At 45.4% G+C, this 15,926-nt stretch carries 12 protein-coding genes; 4 read left to right on the top strand and 8 right to left on the bottom strand.

From position 1 onward, the window contains the following. Positions 1 to 85: 85 nt before the first annotated feature. From N4J56_RS31480 to serA, 3 genes are read right to left on the bottom strand one after another with little or no spacing between them, the layout of a single operon-like run. Entirely contained in the window at positions 86 to 2,317 is a 2,232-nt protein-coding gene (locus N4J56_RS31480) for a fused MFS/spermidine synthase (RefSeq protein ID WP_317110300.1), read from the bottom strand. A gap of 21 nt (positions 2,318 to 2,338) precedes the next feature. Then, positions 2,339 to 3,250, bottom strand: a complete 912-nt coding sequence (gene prmA / locus N4J56_RS31485) for a 50S ribosomal protein L11 methyltransferase (protein ID WP_317110302.1) — start codon at positions 3,248 to 3,250, stop codon at positions 2,339 to 2,341. Between the two features lie 51 nt (positions 3,251 to 3,301). Further along, the gene (gene serA, locus N4J56_RS31490; RefSeq protein ID WP_039715310.1) at positions 3,302 to 4,882 is read right to left on the bottom strand and encodes a phosphoglycerate dehydrogenase; all 1,581 of its coding nucleotides are present in this window, start codon (positions 4,880 to 4,882) and stop codon (positions 3,302 to 3,304) included. Between the two features lie 349 nt (positions 4,883 to 5,231). On the opposite strand from serA, the gene N4J56_RS31495 reads away from it, so the two are divergent. Further along, positions 5,232 to 5,744: a hypothetical protein gene (locus tag N4J56_RS31495; protein ID WP_317110305.1), complete on the top strand. Its 513-nt coding sequence runs from the start codon at positions 5,232 to 5,234 to the stop codon at positions 5,742 to 5,744. Positions 5,745 to 5,849: 105 nt separating this feature from the next. Here N4J56_RS31495 and N4J56_RS31500 read toward each other — a convergent pair whose 3' ends face one another. Then, positions 5,850 to 7,007: a glycosyltransferase family 4 protein gene (locus N4J56_RS31500; protein ID WP_317110306.1), complete on the bottom strand. Its 1,158-nt coding sequence runs from the start codon at positions 7,005 to 7,007 to the stop codon at positions 5,850 to 5,852. Positions 7,008 to 7,624: 617 nt separating this feature from the next. On the opposite strand from N4J56_RS31500, the gene N4J56_RS31505 reads away from it, so the two are divergent. Continuing rightward, positions 7,625 to 8,404, top strand: a complete 780-nt coding sequence (locus tag N4J56_RS31505) for a photosystem II S4 domain protein (protein ID WP_317110307.1) — start codon at positions 7,625 to 7,627, stop codon at positions 8,402 to 8,404. A 152-nt stretch (positions 8,405 to 8,556) separates the two neighbouring features. Here the strand turns inward: N4J56_RS31505 and N4J56_RS31510 are convergent, their stop codons facing one another. Beyond that, entirely contained in the window at positions 8,557 to 9,336 is a 780-nt protein-coding gene (locus N4J56_RS31510; protein WP_317110308.1) for an SDR family oxidoreductase, read from the bottom strand. A 425-nt stretch (positions 9,337 to 9,761) separates the two neighbouring features. On the opposite strand from N4J56_RS31510, the gene N4J56_RS31515 reads away from it, so the two are divergent. Both N4J56_RS31515 and N4J56_RS31520 read left to right on the top strand, forming a co-directional pair. Continuing rightward, positions 9,762 to 11,276 carry an alanine/glycine:cation symporter family protein gene (locus tag N4J56_RS31515; RefSeq protein WP_317110310.1) on the top strand — a complete coding sequence of 505 codons (1,515 nt, stop codon included), beginning with the start codon at positions 9,762 to 9,764 and terminating at the stop codon, positions 11,274 to 11,276. A 234-nt stretch (positions 11,277 to 11,510) separates the two neighbouring features. After that, positions 11,511 to 11,942 carry a universal stress protein gene (locus tag N4J56_RS31520; protein WP_410500652.1) on the top strand — a complete coding sequence of 144 codons (432 nt, stop codon included), beginning with the start codon at positions 11,511 to 11,513 and terminating at the stop codon, positions 11,940 to 11,942. Between the two features lie 99 nt (positions 11,943 to 12,041). Here N4J56_RS31520 and N4J56_RS31525 read toward each other — a convergent pair whose 3' ends face one another. Genes N4J56_RS31525 through N4J56_RS31535 form a run of 3 tightly spaced genes read right to left on the bottom strand, consistent with a single transcriptional unit; the run spans position 12,042 to position 15,916 of the window. Then, positions 12,042 to 13,571, bottom strand: a complete 1,530-nt coding sequence (locus tag N4J56_RS31525; protein WP_317110312.1) for a GMC family oxidoreductase — start codon at positions 13,569 to 13,571, stop codon at positions 12,042 to 12,044. A gap of 9 nt (positions 13,572 to 13,580) precedes the next feature. After that, on the bottom strand, positions 13,581 to 14,210 hold the full coding sequence (locus tag N4J56_RS31530) for a heme-copper oxidase subunit III (RefSeq protein ID WP_317110313.1): 630 nt from the start codon (positions 14,208 to 14,210) through the stop codon (positions 13,581 to 13,583). Then, positions 14,207 to 15,916, bottom strand: a complete 1,710-nt coding sequence (locus tag N4J56_RS31535; protein WP_317110314.1) for a cytochrome c oxidase subunit I — start codon at positions 15,914 to 15,916, stop codon at positions 14,207 to 14,209. The genes N4J56_RS31530 and N4J56_RS31535 overlap by 4 nt, the downstream gene beginning before the upstream one ends. Positions 15,917 to 15,926 lie beyond the last annotated feature (10 nt).

A 15,926-nucleotide genomic window follows, 5' to 3' on the forward strand; every position in this document is an offset into this window, starting at 1 on the left:
TCAGTTATCAATGTAGAGACGTTACATGTAACGTCTGTTATCAGTCATTGGGAAGCAGGGAATCTATTTAATTCCAACTTACGACTTACGACTTACCCTGATTCAAATAATATTCCGATCGCGGGAACAAGTCGGTATTTACGGGTTGGGGTTGTCCGTCTTTGGCGTGGGAATAAAAATTTACCTGGGCAGCTTTGACATCTTGACGAATTGCTGCAACGTTGACACTTGCCTTTGCCAAAAAGTTTTGTACGGCAACGTCCCCTAATTTAGTTAATAGCTGTTGTCGATTGAAGTCAATGGGGCGATCGCTGCCAATTAAAACGTGTAAATCGCCGCTCATGCTTAACTGAATTACGTAAGGGAATACACTGCGGAATGTCTGCGCTGTACCTAAGCCTACGTTCCACTCCACAAACATACCACCTGGGGCGAGGTGCGATCGCACGGCTTGAAAAAATTCTTGCGAGTAGAGCATACCAGCGCGCGATCGCCAGGGATAGATTGCATCGGCTTCAATAATGTCAAATTGTTGCTGGGATAGTTCCAGCTCTTGCCGTCCGTCACCGACAATAAATTTATAACGCGGGTCTTCAAACAAGTATTTAAGCGGCTGACCGTTAGGAGTTTGGGCATATTGACGCAAAACTGTCAACTCAGCTCCGAGTAACTCTACCACTTTAACTTGCTGGGTGAGGGGGTTAACTCCTGCTGTATGAGCCGTCCCCCCTGAACCCAGACCGATAATTATGACTTGGGCGGGATGGGGATGAATAAGTGCGGGTAAACTGCCCAGGAGGGCGTGGACTTGCATGTAAGGGAAACTGGCTTGTGCTTGTCCGCTGGCGAGTAAAGTCCCTTGTCCGTTTACCTCAGTCACGGCGGCTACACCTGTCGAATCTTCGGCAGCTAGGAAATATTGTGCGGCTGGAATACCATGTAGAGCAGCCCAGAGACGGGTATTATTTGGAAATACGGCAATGATGACAGCTAGGGCGATCGCAAGCGTACTCTTCAGCTTGTCTTTCCTGAGATTGAAACACAGCAGCGCAAATCCCAATCCTAACCACGCAATGAATCGCAAGGAACCCGCCGTACCGAACTTATCCAACAGCACTAATCCCGTCAGCAGGCTACCTGTAGTATTGCCCAAAATATTTGCGACTTGAATGAAACCGACTCTCTGTCCAATTTGATTATCTTCTGTTTGTACGGCTTTCTGTACTAACGGAAAATAAAAACCAAGCCAGAAATTAGGCAATACGAGCATGACCGAGGGTATAACTACATATCTGAAGATAACAATAGAAGTTATATTATTTAAGTCAATGTAGCCGATATCTGTACGTAAATCTGTCGGATGAGACTGCCAGTAAATGCTAATCAGCCAAATAGAAATTAGCGCATAAGCAGCTATAACAGCTTGAATTGCAAAAAAGACTTTTCGGGGTTGATGAATAAATCGAATTGTTACCGATCCTGCGATGCTCCCTAAGGCATTACCAACGAGAATAAAAGCTAGGAGATGGGCGTATGTATAGGCAATCGATTGCAGTACTGTATCTAAAACTCGAAACCAAATAATTTCCAAAGAAATTGCGGCAAAACCGGAAAGAAAAACCAAACAACACCACTGCCATAGAGAACGCGATCGCAGCGATCTAATTGCCGTATTTGATGCAACAAATACAGGGCGATTTGACTGAAACCGGCGAGAAATAGACCAGGCAATAATTCCCACTACAGCACTTAAGATTGCACCGAAATAAACTGTTTTTTCATATCCAAAAGTACCGATAATATACCAACCAGAAACGAGCGTTCCCAGACCCGATCCGAGTGTATTTAAACCGTAAAGTAGACCAATTCGAGCTGCTGCACCTTCTGCATGACGGCTAGTTGCCTTCGTTACCAAAGGTAGCGACACGCCCATCAAGGTAGTAGGAATTAATAAACTAAAAAACACGATCGCCAACATCATTGCTGGAGATTGTGCCAAAGATTTTCCTTGCAGAAACAGCAAATCGTAAAATAAAAAGCGGCTGCAAATAGCAAAAATAGCAATGCCAAAATTGCAGCAACTATAGATTTGTACTGCCTGACGGTTACTGAGGCGATCGCTAATCCAGCCACCCAGCCAGCCACCTACACCTAGTCCTAACAAATAGGAGGCAACCACAATCGTTACCGATCGCACATCAGATCCAGAAAACAACCCCAGCATTCGCTGCCATACCACCTGATAAAGCAGCGCTGTAAACCCTGAGAGAAAATAAATAATAAATAGGGCAGGAACTGCCCGTTTGTCATTTGTCATTGGTCATTTCACGCACCACTATTAAGACCGTCTCACGTTAAAACAACACCATTCTTTACGCCGCCAAAGAGTTGCTACAGTCCAGCCATAATGTTCTAAAGTATCGGCTACCGATTGGGCTTGGTCGATTAAAATGCCGCTGAGAATGCCCCAAGTTGAGGGTTTAGAAACAGAAGTAATTTGGGGAATTAATTGAATAATGACATCTGCTAAGATGTTGCACGCAATGCCATCGAAAGATGTTTGGGTCATTTGAGGCAGCGTGTTGACGCTACCCTGTCCTACAATTATGCGATCGGCAGAAATTTGATTGAGTTGTCGATTGCTGTGGGTAGCGTTGACTGCCATGATATCGGTATCTACAGCATAGACTTGGCTAGCCCCAAGCAAAATTGCTGCAATTGAGAGGATACCTGAGCCACAGCCAATATCTGCAATGACCAAGTCTTCTCGATTGGAATTGGGGAGATCGTCCAAGCGCATTTCTAAGGCTTCTAAACATAACTGCGTTGTGGCATGGTTGCCCGTACCAAAAGCTGTCCCAGGATCGAGGCGTAGCAAAAGTCGCTCTGATTTTTCTGGTACTGGTAGCCAAGCTGGATAAATTAAAATGCGATCGCCCACTTCCTGCGGTTGCCAGTACTGTTTCCAGCTACTTGCCCAGTCCTGTTCATCAATTAAATGCCACTGCATCTTAGGCGGCTCTAACCCTACCAGCAAGGCATCCTGTTGCAGCCATAGCGAAAGGGCAGCTAAGTCGAGTAACTTTACTTGTTCTTGCGGCAAATATGCTTTCACCAAACAAACATTACCATCATTCTTCTGTCGTTCGCTTGCCATCCCACGACAGCCAAAATCTTCTAGTCGCCAGAAGAGCGTCTCTTCCAGGTCTAGATCGCACAAAATTTGAATTTTCCACCAGTGATTTGCCATATTTAACGGTTAGCAATTAGCGATTAGCAACTAGTTGCTAATCGCTAATTGCTATAAAGTTACTGTATAAGCATCGCGAATGCCTGCAACTTTGGTGATTTCAGTCAAAATCCCATCGGGCAGGGGGTCGTCTAAACTCAGTACCATCACCGCATCACCGCGCACGATTTTGCGTCCGACTTGCATACTGGCGATGTTGACGTTAAAGCTACCCAGTAGAGAACCGAGTTTACCAATAATTCCTGGCATATCTCGGTGTAGCGTGAATAGCATATGCGAACTGGGGGGAATGTTGATGGGGAATTCGTCAATGTTGGTAATGCGAATTTCACCATCGCCCAATAGCGCCCCCGTCACCGAATGTTCGCCCATCGAACCCTTGGCTGATAAATGCAAGGAACCTGCATAATCCCGGATGGCAGCATCTCGCGTTTCAATAATCCGAATGCCTCGTTCTTTTGCTTCGACGCTGGCATTGACGTAATTGACTCTTTCTCGCAGTGCTTGAGAAAGCAATCCTTTCAGGGCAGCAACAACCAATGGTTGGCTCTTATTAGTTGCAAGTTCCCCTTGCAGTTTGACATTGAGTAGATCGACTCGTCCCCCAGCCAGCTGACCGACTAAATTACCCAGAGTCTCGGCAAGTTGCATGTACGGTCTGAGTTCTTCCAAAATATCGGGGCTGAGTCCAGGGATATTGACGGCAGAACGGGCTGGTAAGCCTAGCAAGACATCGCGGATTTGCTCTGCTACATCGATCGCCACGTTGACTTGTGCTTCTGTGGTCGAAGCGCCGAGGTGGGGGGTGAGGATAATTTCCTTTCCTAATGCTCTTAGCGGCGATTCCTTCAGGGGTTCTTCCTCGAAGACATCTAAGGCTGCGCCTGCGATTTTACCCGCCTTAAGTGCTTCTGCTAGCGCCGCTTCATCGATAATGCCACCCCTAGCACAGTTGATAATCCTGGCATTGGGTTTCATTTTAGCCAGTGCCTCGGCGTTAATTAAATGTGTTGTTTCTGGGGTTTTGGGAATGTGCAGCGTAATGTAATCGGCTTCTTGTAGTAGGATGTCTACCTCGACTAAGCGGCAACCTAACTGTTCGGCTCGTTCGGTAGAAATAAATGGGTCGTAGGCAAGTAACTTCATCCCCATCGCTTTAGCTGCCGTAGCAACGTGGGAACCAATCTTTCCTAAACCCACCACGCCAAGGGTTTTTTTGTAAACTTCTGCCCCCACAAAGGTTTTGCGATCCCACTCACCGCGTTTGACGGACGCATTTGCATCGGGAATGTAACGCGACAATGCCAGCATCATCGCGATCGCGTGTTCGGCAGCGGCGATCGTATTTCCTTCAGGAGAATTGACAACGACAATTCCTTGGCGGGTGGCAGCAGGTACGTCTACATTATCTACGCCCACACCAGCACGACCGATAATTTTCAGTTGATGCCCAGCTTCGATAATTTCTCTAGTAATGCGGCTGCCAGAGCGAATCATCAACGCATCATACTCTGGGATCGCCTGTACAAACTGCTCTGGTGTTAGACCGATTTTTACATCAACAGTGGCAACTTGGGAAAGGATATCAATTCCTGCCTGGTCGATTGGGTCAGATACGAGAACTTTAGCCATGATTAACGATAGGAATCCAGTGGGAAAAAGGCACTATTAATGATAAGTGAACTGTCTGCTCGTGTGAGTAATTTGTTTATCTACTCGCTTTGAGCGACAGCAGCGATACACAAGACCAGGGGTGATTCCAGTAGCGCGTTACTCTCAGCTCAAGGGTTGCCTTTAGTTAGGTTAAGTTGTGCTTTCGGTAATTCGCTGCCGCAGTACGATATTTTAACAGTTAACAGGGAGCAGGGAGTAGGGAGTAGGGAGTAGGGAAGAAATTTATTCTAAATTCGCCTTGTCCTCCTTTTCCTCCTTGTCCCCCTTGTCTCCCTTGTCCTCCTTGTTCTCCTTGTCTCCCACTCTCATGAATTACCTTATCGCCGTGTTACCCGATCGCATTCAAGCAGAAGCAGCTTCTGTAGCCTTAGAAAAAGAAGGTATACCTACCGATCGCATTACTATTCTTGGTAGAGGATACAAAAGTGCAGATGAGTTTGGCTTGATCGATCCCAACGAGCAAGCTGCTAAGCAAGCAAAACTGATGGCTTTCTGGCTCGTACCTTTTGGTTTTGCCTCTGGAGTTGCTTTCAGCGTGCTGTCTGGTCTAGATACCTTTGCTTGGGCGGGTGAAATCGGCAATCATGTCATTGGTGGTTTACTAGGTGCTGTGGCTGGTGGTATGGGTAGCCTATTTGCTGGTGGTGGTGCTGGTTTGGTGTTTGGTAGCGGCGATGCTTTGCCGTACCGCAACCGTCTCAATGCAGGTAAGTATTTGATTGTTGTCAAAGGCACGGATGGCACACTTCGACAAGCAACGAGCATACTACGTCGATTTGAACCAGAAAATATCCAAGGCTATGCTGAAACGACTGGCTGATATAAGTTGTTAGTTATCAGTCGGTGTAGAGACGTTACATGTAACGTCTCTACAAAGTTGTTAGTATCTAGTAACTCATAGCTCATAGCTATGAGCTGTATTTTCTTAATCCTTAGTATCTATCTGTGCTTCGCAAAGAGTTTTGTAGAAGTTTTTGCCAAATTCGTCGAGATTGAATTCTGTCATAATTCGTTTTTTATGATTTAACAAATACTCTGTATTGTCGCTATTTTTAACTCGTAGTAAAGTCTCCATAGCAGCTTCACTGTCACCAAACTGAAATAACCATTCTTGAGGTAAAATTTCTAACATTCCGTCTATGCTAGAAGCAACTATTGGTAGACCATAGTACATTGCTTCTAACATGACTAATGGTAATCCTTCTAGTCGAGAGGGAATGACGAGCATGTCTATGGCAGAGTAAACAGACGATAAGTCATTTCCCCAGGGAATAATTTTGACTCTCTCGCTTAAACCAGAAGAGTGAATGAGTTTTTGTAACTTTACTTCGTCTGAGCCATCACCTACGATTAATAATTTGATATTTTCTAGCTTGCTGGCATATTTTGCCATTGAGGTAATGAGAAAATCATGTCCTTTGTGTTTGAGTTCGATTCTAGCGACCAGAGCTACTGCATAATCGCTGTTATCTATGCCGTATTTTTGTCGAGATATGTTTCGCTCCTGCCGATGCCATATTCTTAAGTCGGGACCGTAATATACTACAGAAATTTTTGATTTCACTCCATGCTGAACTAAGTTAGATTTAGCCCGAGCGCTAGTCGTAATAAATGCATCTGGCAAGTTGTAAAAATGCAAATTAATGAAATCTCTTAATTTAGAGAGTTTCCCTTGCATTAACGATAAAGAGTGTGTTAGCGGGATAAAGCTAATCGCTTTAAGCTTAGCTTTTTTCGTTGCTAGTAAACCGAGGGAACTGAGTTCGATTGTGCCTTGAACGACAATGACTACATCGGGTTTGATAATAGAAATAGTTTGAGCAATTTTAGCAACTACGGGAAACGATAATAATGCTCCTAAGTTTCTAAATCTTGCTGCTTTGAACTCCATTGGATAAAGTTCAAGGTGCTTAAATTCTCGCACTAGTAAAGTTAAGCGATCGTAAAGTCTTTGATTTCCTTGATAAAACATAAATCCAACCTTGAGGTTGGTATTTTCTAGTAAGTATTTAACTGCATCCACAGCAGAAATACTATGACCGCCAAAGCCAGAGCCATCATCGTAAAATAGTATTCTTTTCATATTTTTGATTCAGCAGAATTGTAAGAAAATCAAGACAATCTCAACTCACTTCTGAGTGCTAGCACTCAGAAGATCGATAATCAGTCCATGTCAAATGATGCTCGCCGCTTCAAGGTCTGCATCTTTAGACGCGATGAGCTGCACCAAGATGGCGATCGCTGAAGAACAGCAACGCCATAATTACTTAATCTTAGAAAGACTTGAGAAATATTTTATACTGCAAACAGTCCAATTATCATATTCTTTATCTTGCGATAAAAGTATCTCTAGATACAGAATATAATTGAGTTTTTTGCTGTTAACATCTATTCTTTACGGAAGAAAAATTTGTGTAAATTATAACATATAACTATCTGGGCGAAAAGAGTGGAATCTGTGCTGTTCGTGAAGGTAAGGAGTAAATGCAATGTTGGTAACAGATGACTAGTGTTAGGATATCTGCATAGGAAAACGGGCTGGAGATCGAAACACGATCGGGTTTTAGCCTCTCGCAACGTCTATGCTGCTAACACATGTATCAAAAATACAAGAAATGACAGCAGTTGGATTTTATGCGAGTAACAATAAGTGTCAACAATATAGAACATACATAACCAATTAAAAGTTAGAAAATTAAGATGTTGCCGAGAGAAGACTTATTAAAAGGTGTAGAAAATCGAGAAACTATCGTTCGTGTTATCGATCTAGCAGAGCAAGCAATCAAAACTTGGGAAGTGGTACTCACTGATTTTTTATCGCCCCCAGAGTTAGCTGAAAGCCAGCAAATTTTTAGTCGTTTGACTGACGTACAATTAGTAGCTTGGGGCGGTTATCCTCAAGCAGAACGGCAACGATTAGCGATCGCTCGTGTGGAAGTCCCTCTCGATTCATCCCAAGTGACAGTAGCAGCAATAGATATTGCCGGGAACTTTCTATTTGACACTGCTACCCATCGCGACTTTTTAGGAGCGATGCTAGGTACGGGGATTGTGCGGGACAAAACCGGCGATGTGATTGTCTTAGGAGAACGGGGATCGCAAGCAATTGTTGTACCAGAATTAGTAGAATTCTTAGCAATGAATTTAAAGCAAGTGCGTTCCGTTCCCGTCAAAATTCAGCAGATCGAGTTGAGCGAATTAAGAATTAAAGAACCGAAAAAGAAGGAATTAACAACAGTAGAAGCCTCTTTACGATTAGATGCGATCGCCTCTGCTGGGTTTGGGATGTCCCGCAGCAAAATGGTAGATTTGATCGAAGGTGGAGACGTGCGCGTTAACTGGAAAGAAATTAGCCAATCCAGCACTCAAATGAAAACTGGAGATTTAATCGCTATTCGCGGCAAAGGACGATTAGAAGTGGGAGAAGTCGCCGTCACGAAAAAAGAACGCTATCGCGTCCAATTAACACGATATATGTAATGGGTCATTAGTCATTAGTCATTGGTCATTGGTCATTTGTATGTCCACCACGCAGCACGCACCACTGATAACTGATGTTGTATAGAGCATTGCTTTAGATTTTTCTGTCCCAACACCCGACTCCCGACTCCCTGTTCCCTAATAACTGAAATTCAACCACGTTTAAATATTTTTTCTGTTAAAGTTACAGCAGTTTGGCGGGGCAAAAATCGAGATGCATTGGCGCTAATTTTGTTAATAAATCCTGGGATAATCGAAGAACGATTTTTTTCTAAAGCTTGAAGTGATTCCCGTACTACCTGTTGAGGTGAGATATAGTTTTTAGCAATCGTCTCTGAAAAAGTAGAGGGAAAATCAGCCTCTTGGAAAAATTTCGTTTCAGTGGGACCAGGACAAACAGCTAAAATTCGTACCCCATACTTGCGATTTTCTGCCCACAATGCCTCGCTAAAATTGAGGACAAAAGCTTTACTGGCTGCGTAAACAGAAAAGTAGGGAATCGGTTGGAATGCAGCGGTAGAAGCAAGATTGATAATGCCTCCAGAGCGACGCTGGCGCATTCCTGGTAAAAATTTGTGAGTCAAGTCTACCAACGCTAAAACATTCAACTGTACCATTTTGACTTGGCGATCGCCATCTCGTTCGGCAAAATCGCCATAATCTCCAAAGCCAGCGTTATTGATTAATAGATCGATCTCTAATCCCTTTTCCGTTACCGTATTGTAGATAGCTGTAGCTGTTTCTGGTACAGTTAGGTCGTGGACGAGGACGTAGACTTGAATTTGATGTTGTGCTTGTAACTGAGCTGCCAGCTGTTGCAATTTGTCAGCGGAACGAGCTACTAAAACTAAATCTGTTTGTCGAGAAGCTAACTCATGGGCAAAAGTAGCACCAATTCCCGCAGAAGCACCAGTAATCAAAGCTGTTGGCATATCAGAAGTGAGTCGTGAGTTGTAGGGGCGGGTTTGTTGAGAATACCGGGTCTAGGACTGGAAATTCTGTGGTGAAACCCGCCCGTACGAGTGAATTGTGTAGTCGTGAGTTGTAGGGGCGGGTTTGTTGAGAATACCGAGTCTAGGACTGGAAATTCTGCGATGAAACCCGCCCGTACGAGTGAATTGTGAGAGCGATCTATCAGTCAAGTTCTTAAGTAATTCTAACGCTTGACTACCAGTTACCAACTGCCAGTAACTAATTCCCAAACATCGCAACATATCTATCTTTGGAAGTATATACTACAGCTTATTTTTGATAAATGCTAAAAAATTGTGTCTTAAGAACAGTTTAATTGCGACCTAAAGTTATATTTTCTTAAAATTAAGGATTTTTTGCTAACACTCACAATTAAGAAACGCTGATGAATCACCATAAGCTTTTAAATTGGCTGAGAAAATATCCTTGGCTTTGTTTAGCGTTACTAGCCATACCTAGCACGGCTTACGCTGCTGACGGTAAGCCGACAGGAATCTTAGGGGCAATTGATGCTATCTTTTCCTATCTAGTAGCAGCGCTGTCCCAAGTTCTATTTTTTAGCATTGGCGGGATGCCGTTTATCGTCCTGTGGTTGATTATTGGTGCGGTATTTTTTACAATCCGCATGAGTTTCATCAACTTCCGTGCTGTCGGTCACGCGATTTCTGTCGTGCAAGGACATTATGATAATCCAGCAGAAGCAGGAGAAGTCACTCATTTTCAAGCGCTATCAGCGGCACTATCGGCAACAGTGGGTTTAGGAAATATTGCTGGGGTAGCGATCGCCATTCAGTTAGGCGGTCCTGGGGCAATGTTTTGGATGACTGTCGCAGGGTTGTTAGGGATGTCCAGTAAGTTCGTTGAGTGTACTTTGGGGCAGAAGTATCGCATTGTCAAGCCGGATGGTAGCGTTTCCGGCGGGGCGATGTATTACCTATCGCGTGGCTTGGGCGAACTGGGGCTGCGTCCTTTGGGTAAAGTGCTAGCACCACTATTTGCTGTGTTTTGCATTGGTGGGTCTTTCGGTGGTGGCAATATGTTCCAGGCAAACCAGTCCTTTGCTGCGGTATCGGGAGTCATACCCTTTTTGCAGGGGCGAAACTGGCTCTACGGTTTAGTCATGGCTGTATTAGTTGCTTTAGTGATTATTGGTGGCATCAAGCGGATTGGTTCGGTGGCTGAGAAACTGGTTCCAGCAATGTGCTTGATCTACATCCTCGCCTCTTTATTCATTATTTTGACGAACATACCTCAGATTCCCAGTGCAGTTGGCACAATTCTCCGAGAAGCCTTTTTCCCACAAGCGCTCGCCGGAGGATTTATTGGGGTATTAGTGCAAGGATTTCGCCGTGCCTCTTTCTCGAATGAAGCAGGAGTCGGTTCGGCAGCGATCGCCCATTCCGCCGCTCGTACCGAAGAACCCATCCGCGAAGGGATTGTGGCATTACTCGAACCGTTCATCGATACTGTCGTGATTTGTAACATGACAGCTTTGGTAGTGGTGATTACAGGTGTTTACACCGATACAAAGGCAGATGGGGCGCAACTCACAAATGTTGCTTTTGCTTCCGCGATTAGCTGGTTTCCCATCGTACTAGCGATCGCTATCTTTCTGTTTGCTTTCTCCACGATGATTTCTTGGAGTTACTACGGCGAACGCAGTTGGGAATACTTGTTTGGCGATCGCACCACTTTAGTTTACAAGGCACTGTTTGTTTTCTTCGTGTTTGTCGGCGCTGTCGTCAACCTCGGTGCAGTCTTAGAATTCAGCGATATGATGATTTTGTCAATGGCTTTCCCAAATATCTTAGGTTGTTTTCTGCTGTCGAACAAAGTTGCCGCCGATTTACAAGATTACATGCAGCGCCTTCAAACTGGAAAGATGCCCGTGTTTAAGTGAGTAGTGAGTAGCGATCCGTTATCATTTGTCAGTTGTCAGTGTAGAGACATTACATGTAACGTCTGTACAAAGCGATCGGCGATCGGGGAGTGGTGAGTCGGAAGTGGCAAGCGATAAAAGATTCCTTACTTACGACTTATGACTTCTTTCTTTTCTTCTGTCTGCTCAGTTTTGACTTTTGACTTTTGACTTTTGACTTTTGACTTACCAACTACCAATTACCAATCAAAAATCATGAGTTGGTTACAGAAAGACCGAGTTTTAGTTCCGATCGATTTTTCAGAAGAGTCTTTTGCTGCACTATCTCCAGCACGAGAATTTGTGAAGGATGCGAGTCATTTGTATGTTCTGCACGTTCTGTCTCACCTGCATCCAGCTGAACCTGGAGCGATGTGGAATACTTTAGACGATCGCACCCGCCAGCAGCACGTAAAAGAGACTTTGGACAAACGATTTAAAGCTTCGGAGTTTGAAGGAGTTCATATTGGTGTTGCTGTTGGCGACCCCAGTTCGGAGATTCTCGACTATGCTAAGGAGATTAATGCCGATTTAATTGTGATTCCATCGCATGGCAAAACTGGCTTGAGTCGATTTTTTCTCGGTTCGGTAGCAGAACGAGTGATTCGCTATGCTAATTGTCCTGTGGTGGTGTTGAAAAAAAATTAGGTTAGCGGTTTATCAAAATCATCGCGATGTTAATCAATTGAGGCTAATACTTTGCTAAGAGATTAGCCTAAACTGCTTTATTTTTCATGCAGCAACGCCTTACTTCAACTGCTCGATTAAGCGATCGCCCACCCGCAAAGCATTTGCAATGACAGTCAAGCCAGGACTAACACTGGCATGAGATGGGAAAAAACTGCTGTCTACGACATAGAGATTTTGCACTCCGTGGGTACGACAGTTCAGATCCAACACAGAAGTCGTCGGATCTTCTCCAAACCGACAAGTGCCGCACTGATGAGCAACGACTTGTACGGGCATATCACTGCGCGGATGGGTTGTGCGGTTAAATATATTAGGCTGAGACTGCTCGACGCTTTTTAATACATCAACCCAACGATATACCAGGCGATCGTGCGCTTCTACATTATTCGCCGTGTAATCAATTCGCAGTTTGTCTCCCACATAGCGAACGCGATTGTTGGGATCGGGCAAGTCTTCCGTTTTCAGCCACCAACCGATTGAATGGGTTGCCAACTGCCGCAAGCCGAAATTTGGCATTAGCCGAGACAATGCCGATAAAATCGGTGGTGCTTCGGCAAAAATGACATCTTGAAAAATACCACCAGAGTTTTGTACGTGACCCATCGGATACGGAAAATCCTTGTCTCCCCAATAAAAATCATTTAGCCCTAGCGTGCGGGAAAATGACCCAGAATTAGCGGTAGAGGTTAACTGCACCACAACCGATAGCAGTTGTTTCATCAAATTTCGCCCCACCTGACCGGAGCCATTCGCAATACCGTTGGGATGTTTTTCGTTGGCAGACCGCAGCAGCAATGCCGCCGAGTTCACAGCACCACAGGCAAGCACTACAATATTGCCTAAAAACAAATAGGACTGTTCCCCAATTTTTGCTTGAACTGCTTTGATCTCCGATCCTGATGGGTTGGTATGCAGACAAACAACCTGAGCAGAGGTTTTAAGCGTCACGTTTTCGCTGTTGAGGATGGGGCTAACTCCGGTGTCTTCAGCATCGGTTCTACCGCGATGCCGCAGGCGGTTCGCTTCGCGACCATCGCCCAACCCTAGCGGCAAATGGACGGGATGCAACCCTTGCTGAGAAAGGTTTTCGCCAATGCGTTGTACCATCGGCTCATGAGCAACTTCCCCAAAAGGATAGGCTTCGCTATGGGGCGGCTCGGTGGGGTCATCTGCGACTTTACCGTGGACTTGATACAACTTCTCAGCTTCCGTATAGTAAGGCTCAAAGTCTTGATATTTCAATCCCCATGCCGGAGAAACCCCACCCTGATGCTGCACTTCCTCAAAATCACGTTCGCGCATTCGCTGCAAAACGCCACTCCAAATTTTTGTATTGCCACCAACGGCGTAATATGTTTGTGGATAAAACGGTTCTCCTGCGTTGTCGTACCAGGGTTCTGGCGCGTGAAATTGCTCTTTCTTAAAAACTTCTGTATCGACCAACTCCGAACTTTCACGATGGATCAGTTCTCCGCGATCGAGCAGCAAGATCTTTTTACCAGTTGATGCCAGCTTTCGCGCCAGCGTCCCGCCGCCTGCACCCGTACCAACAATAATTACGTCATAGTAGCGATCGTCAATTATCATAGGAGTCTCCTACTGCCAAACGTAAATGAGCGTGTACAACACGATCCAAATGACATCGACAAAGTGCCAGAATAAGGACGTTGCTTCAACACCAAAATAACCGTTGTCGTAGTTACCAGGAATAAACGATCGCCCCAACATTAATGTTTGCAGCAGAATTCCGGTGAGAACGTGCAAGCCATGAAATCCAGTTAATAAAAAGAACGTGCCGCCGAACAAACCCGACTGGTAGCTAAATGGTAAACTGCGCCATTCCACAGCTTGCCCAAAGAGGAAATAACTGCCCATCGCCATAGTAATTAATAGAAATAGGCGAAAGCCCCACAGTTTTTTATCGTGTAAATAACGCTCAGCTACGTAGATGACAAAACTACTGGATACCAGCACGAGGGTATTAATGAATGGATCTCTGGTTTCCAAGCCAGTCACACCTGGTGGATACCAGTCTAGGGTAGTGGTTTTGTAGACAATGTAACCCGTAAAGAAGCTCAGGAAAATGACACTTTCCGACAGCAGAAACACGATAAAGCCAAACTTACTATTGCTTGCTGCGTCATGCTCCTGGTGCTGTCGAACGTTAGCTTCAACGTCTTGCGCGTTGCGTAGCTCCCCAGAGGGGTTCGCTCTTTCTGCTGTCATGATGTTTGCTGCTGCGTCAGAGATTCAGGAAATTGAGTCAAGCCTGGATTGGGAATGTTTCCTACTAATGGTTGGTTTCTACCGTAGCCGTAGGGTCCCGAAACCACAACTGGCGTTTCTTCAAAGTTTTCGACGGTTGGTGGTGAAGAGGTAAGCCACTCTAAACCGTATGCCCGCCAGGGATTGTTGCCTACTTTCTCGCCCCGAATCCAAGCACTCACCATGTTGAGAATAAATGGTAGCGTAGACAGCCCCAACAGAAAACCGCCAATACTTGCGAGGACGTTCCAGTAGGCAAATTCTAGATCGTAAGAGGCGACACGACGGGGCATTCCCATCAGTCCAGCAGGGTGCATGGGTAGGAAAGTTAACGCCGTTCCCAGGTAGGTTAAAGCAAAGTGCAGTTTCCCCAATCCTTCGTAATACATACGTCCGGTCATTTTAGGAAACCAGTGATAGATCGCGGCATAAATCCCCATAACGATCGCGCCATACAGCACGTAATGGAAATGTCCGACGACAAAGTAAGTGTTGTTGACGTGAATATCGATCGGTACAGAAGCCAGAAAAATTCCGGTAATTCCAGCAAACAACCAATTACTAATGCCACCGAGCGCAAATAGCATCGGCGTGGTGAAGCGGATCTTACCACCCCAAATCGTTGCCACCCAGCCAAACACTTTAATACCGGAAGGAATGGCAACCAGCATCGATGTCACCATGAAGAGTATCCGCATCCAACCAGGTGTGGCACTGGCAAACATGTGATGTACCCATACTGCTCCACTGACAACCGTAATCAGGATGGATGATGCCGCAATCACCCGATAGCCGAATAAAGGCTTACGGGCATGAACGGGCAAAACTTCGGAAAATATGCCGAATGCTGGCAGAACCATGACGTAGACTGCCGGATGGGAGTAAAACCAAAAAAAGTGTTGATAAAGTATAGGGTTGCCACCCCGCTCTGGGGCAAAAAAACTCGTGCCGATCGTGATATCGAGCAACAGCATCACCGCACCCCCAGTCAGTGCAGGCAAGCCGTACAGTTGAATTAACTGCGCTCCCAGCACAGACCAAACAAAGGCAGGCGTTCTAAACCAAGTCATTCCTGGCGCACGCATTTTGAAGATGGTAGTGACGAAATTCACCCCACCCATGATGGAAGATACGCCCGAAATTGCTACTGCCAAAATCCATAACACCTGTCCGTTCAGCAGATTGCCAGTCGGGTTTTGCAAACTCACAGGCGGATATGCCCACCATCCCGACTGCGATGGACCTCCTGGTACCAGGAAACTGGCTAGCATCAGAATGCCTACTACAGGAACCATCCAAAACGAAACCGCATTCAGCCGAGGAAATGCCATATCTCGCGCTCCAATCATCAGTGGCACGAGATAATTTCCCAATCCCACTAAAACGGGGAACGTCCACATAAACAGCATGATCGAGCCATGCATTGTGAACAGCGCGTTATAAACAGTGCGATCGACCAGATCGGCATCGGGGGTAATCAGTTCGCCCCGCATAATCATCGACAACGTGCCGCCAATTAGGAAAAAGAAAAAAGATGTGACGATGTATTGAATGCCAATGACTTTGTGATCGGTGCTGAAGGTGAAGAATCGCTTCCAGTTGTCGGGCGCACCAGGGTATGGCTGTCCGCGAACGGCTTCTGGAGCCTCGAGCGAGATGTTTGTCATATGTTACCAA

Origin of the sequence: Chroococcidiopsis sp. SAG 2025 (assembly GCF_032860985.1) — a bacterium.
Taxonomy (GTDB): Bacteria; Cyanobacteriota; Cyanobacteriia; order Cyanobacteriales; family Chroococcidiopsidaceae; genus Chroococcidiopsis.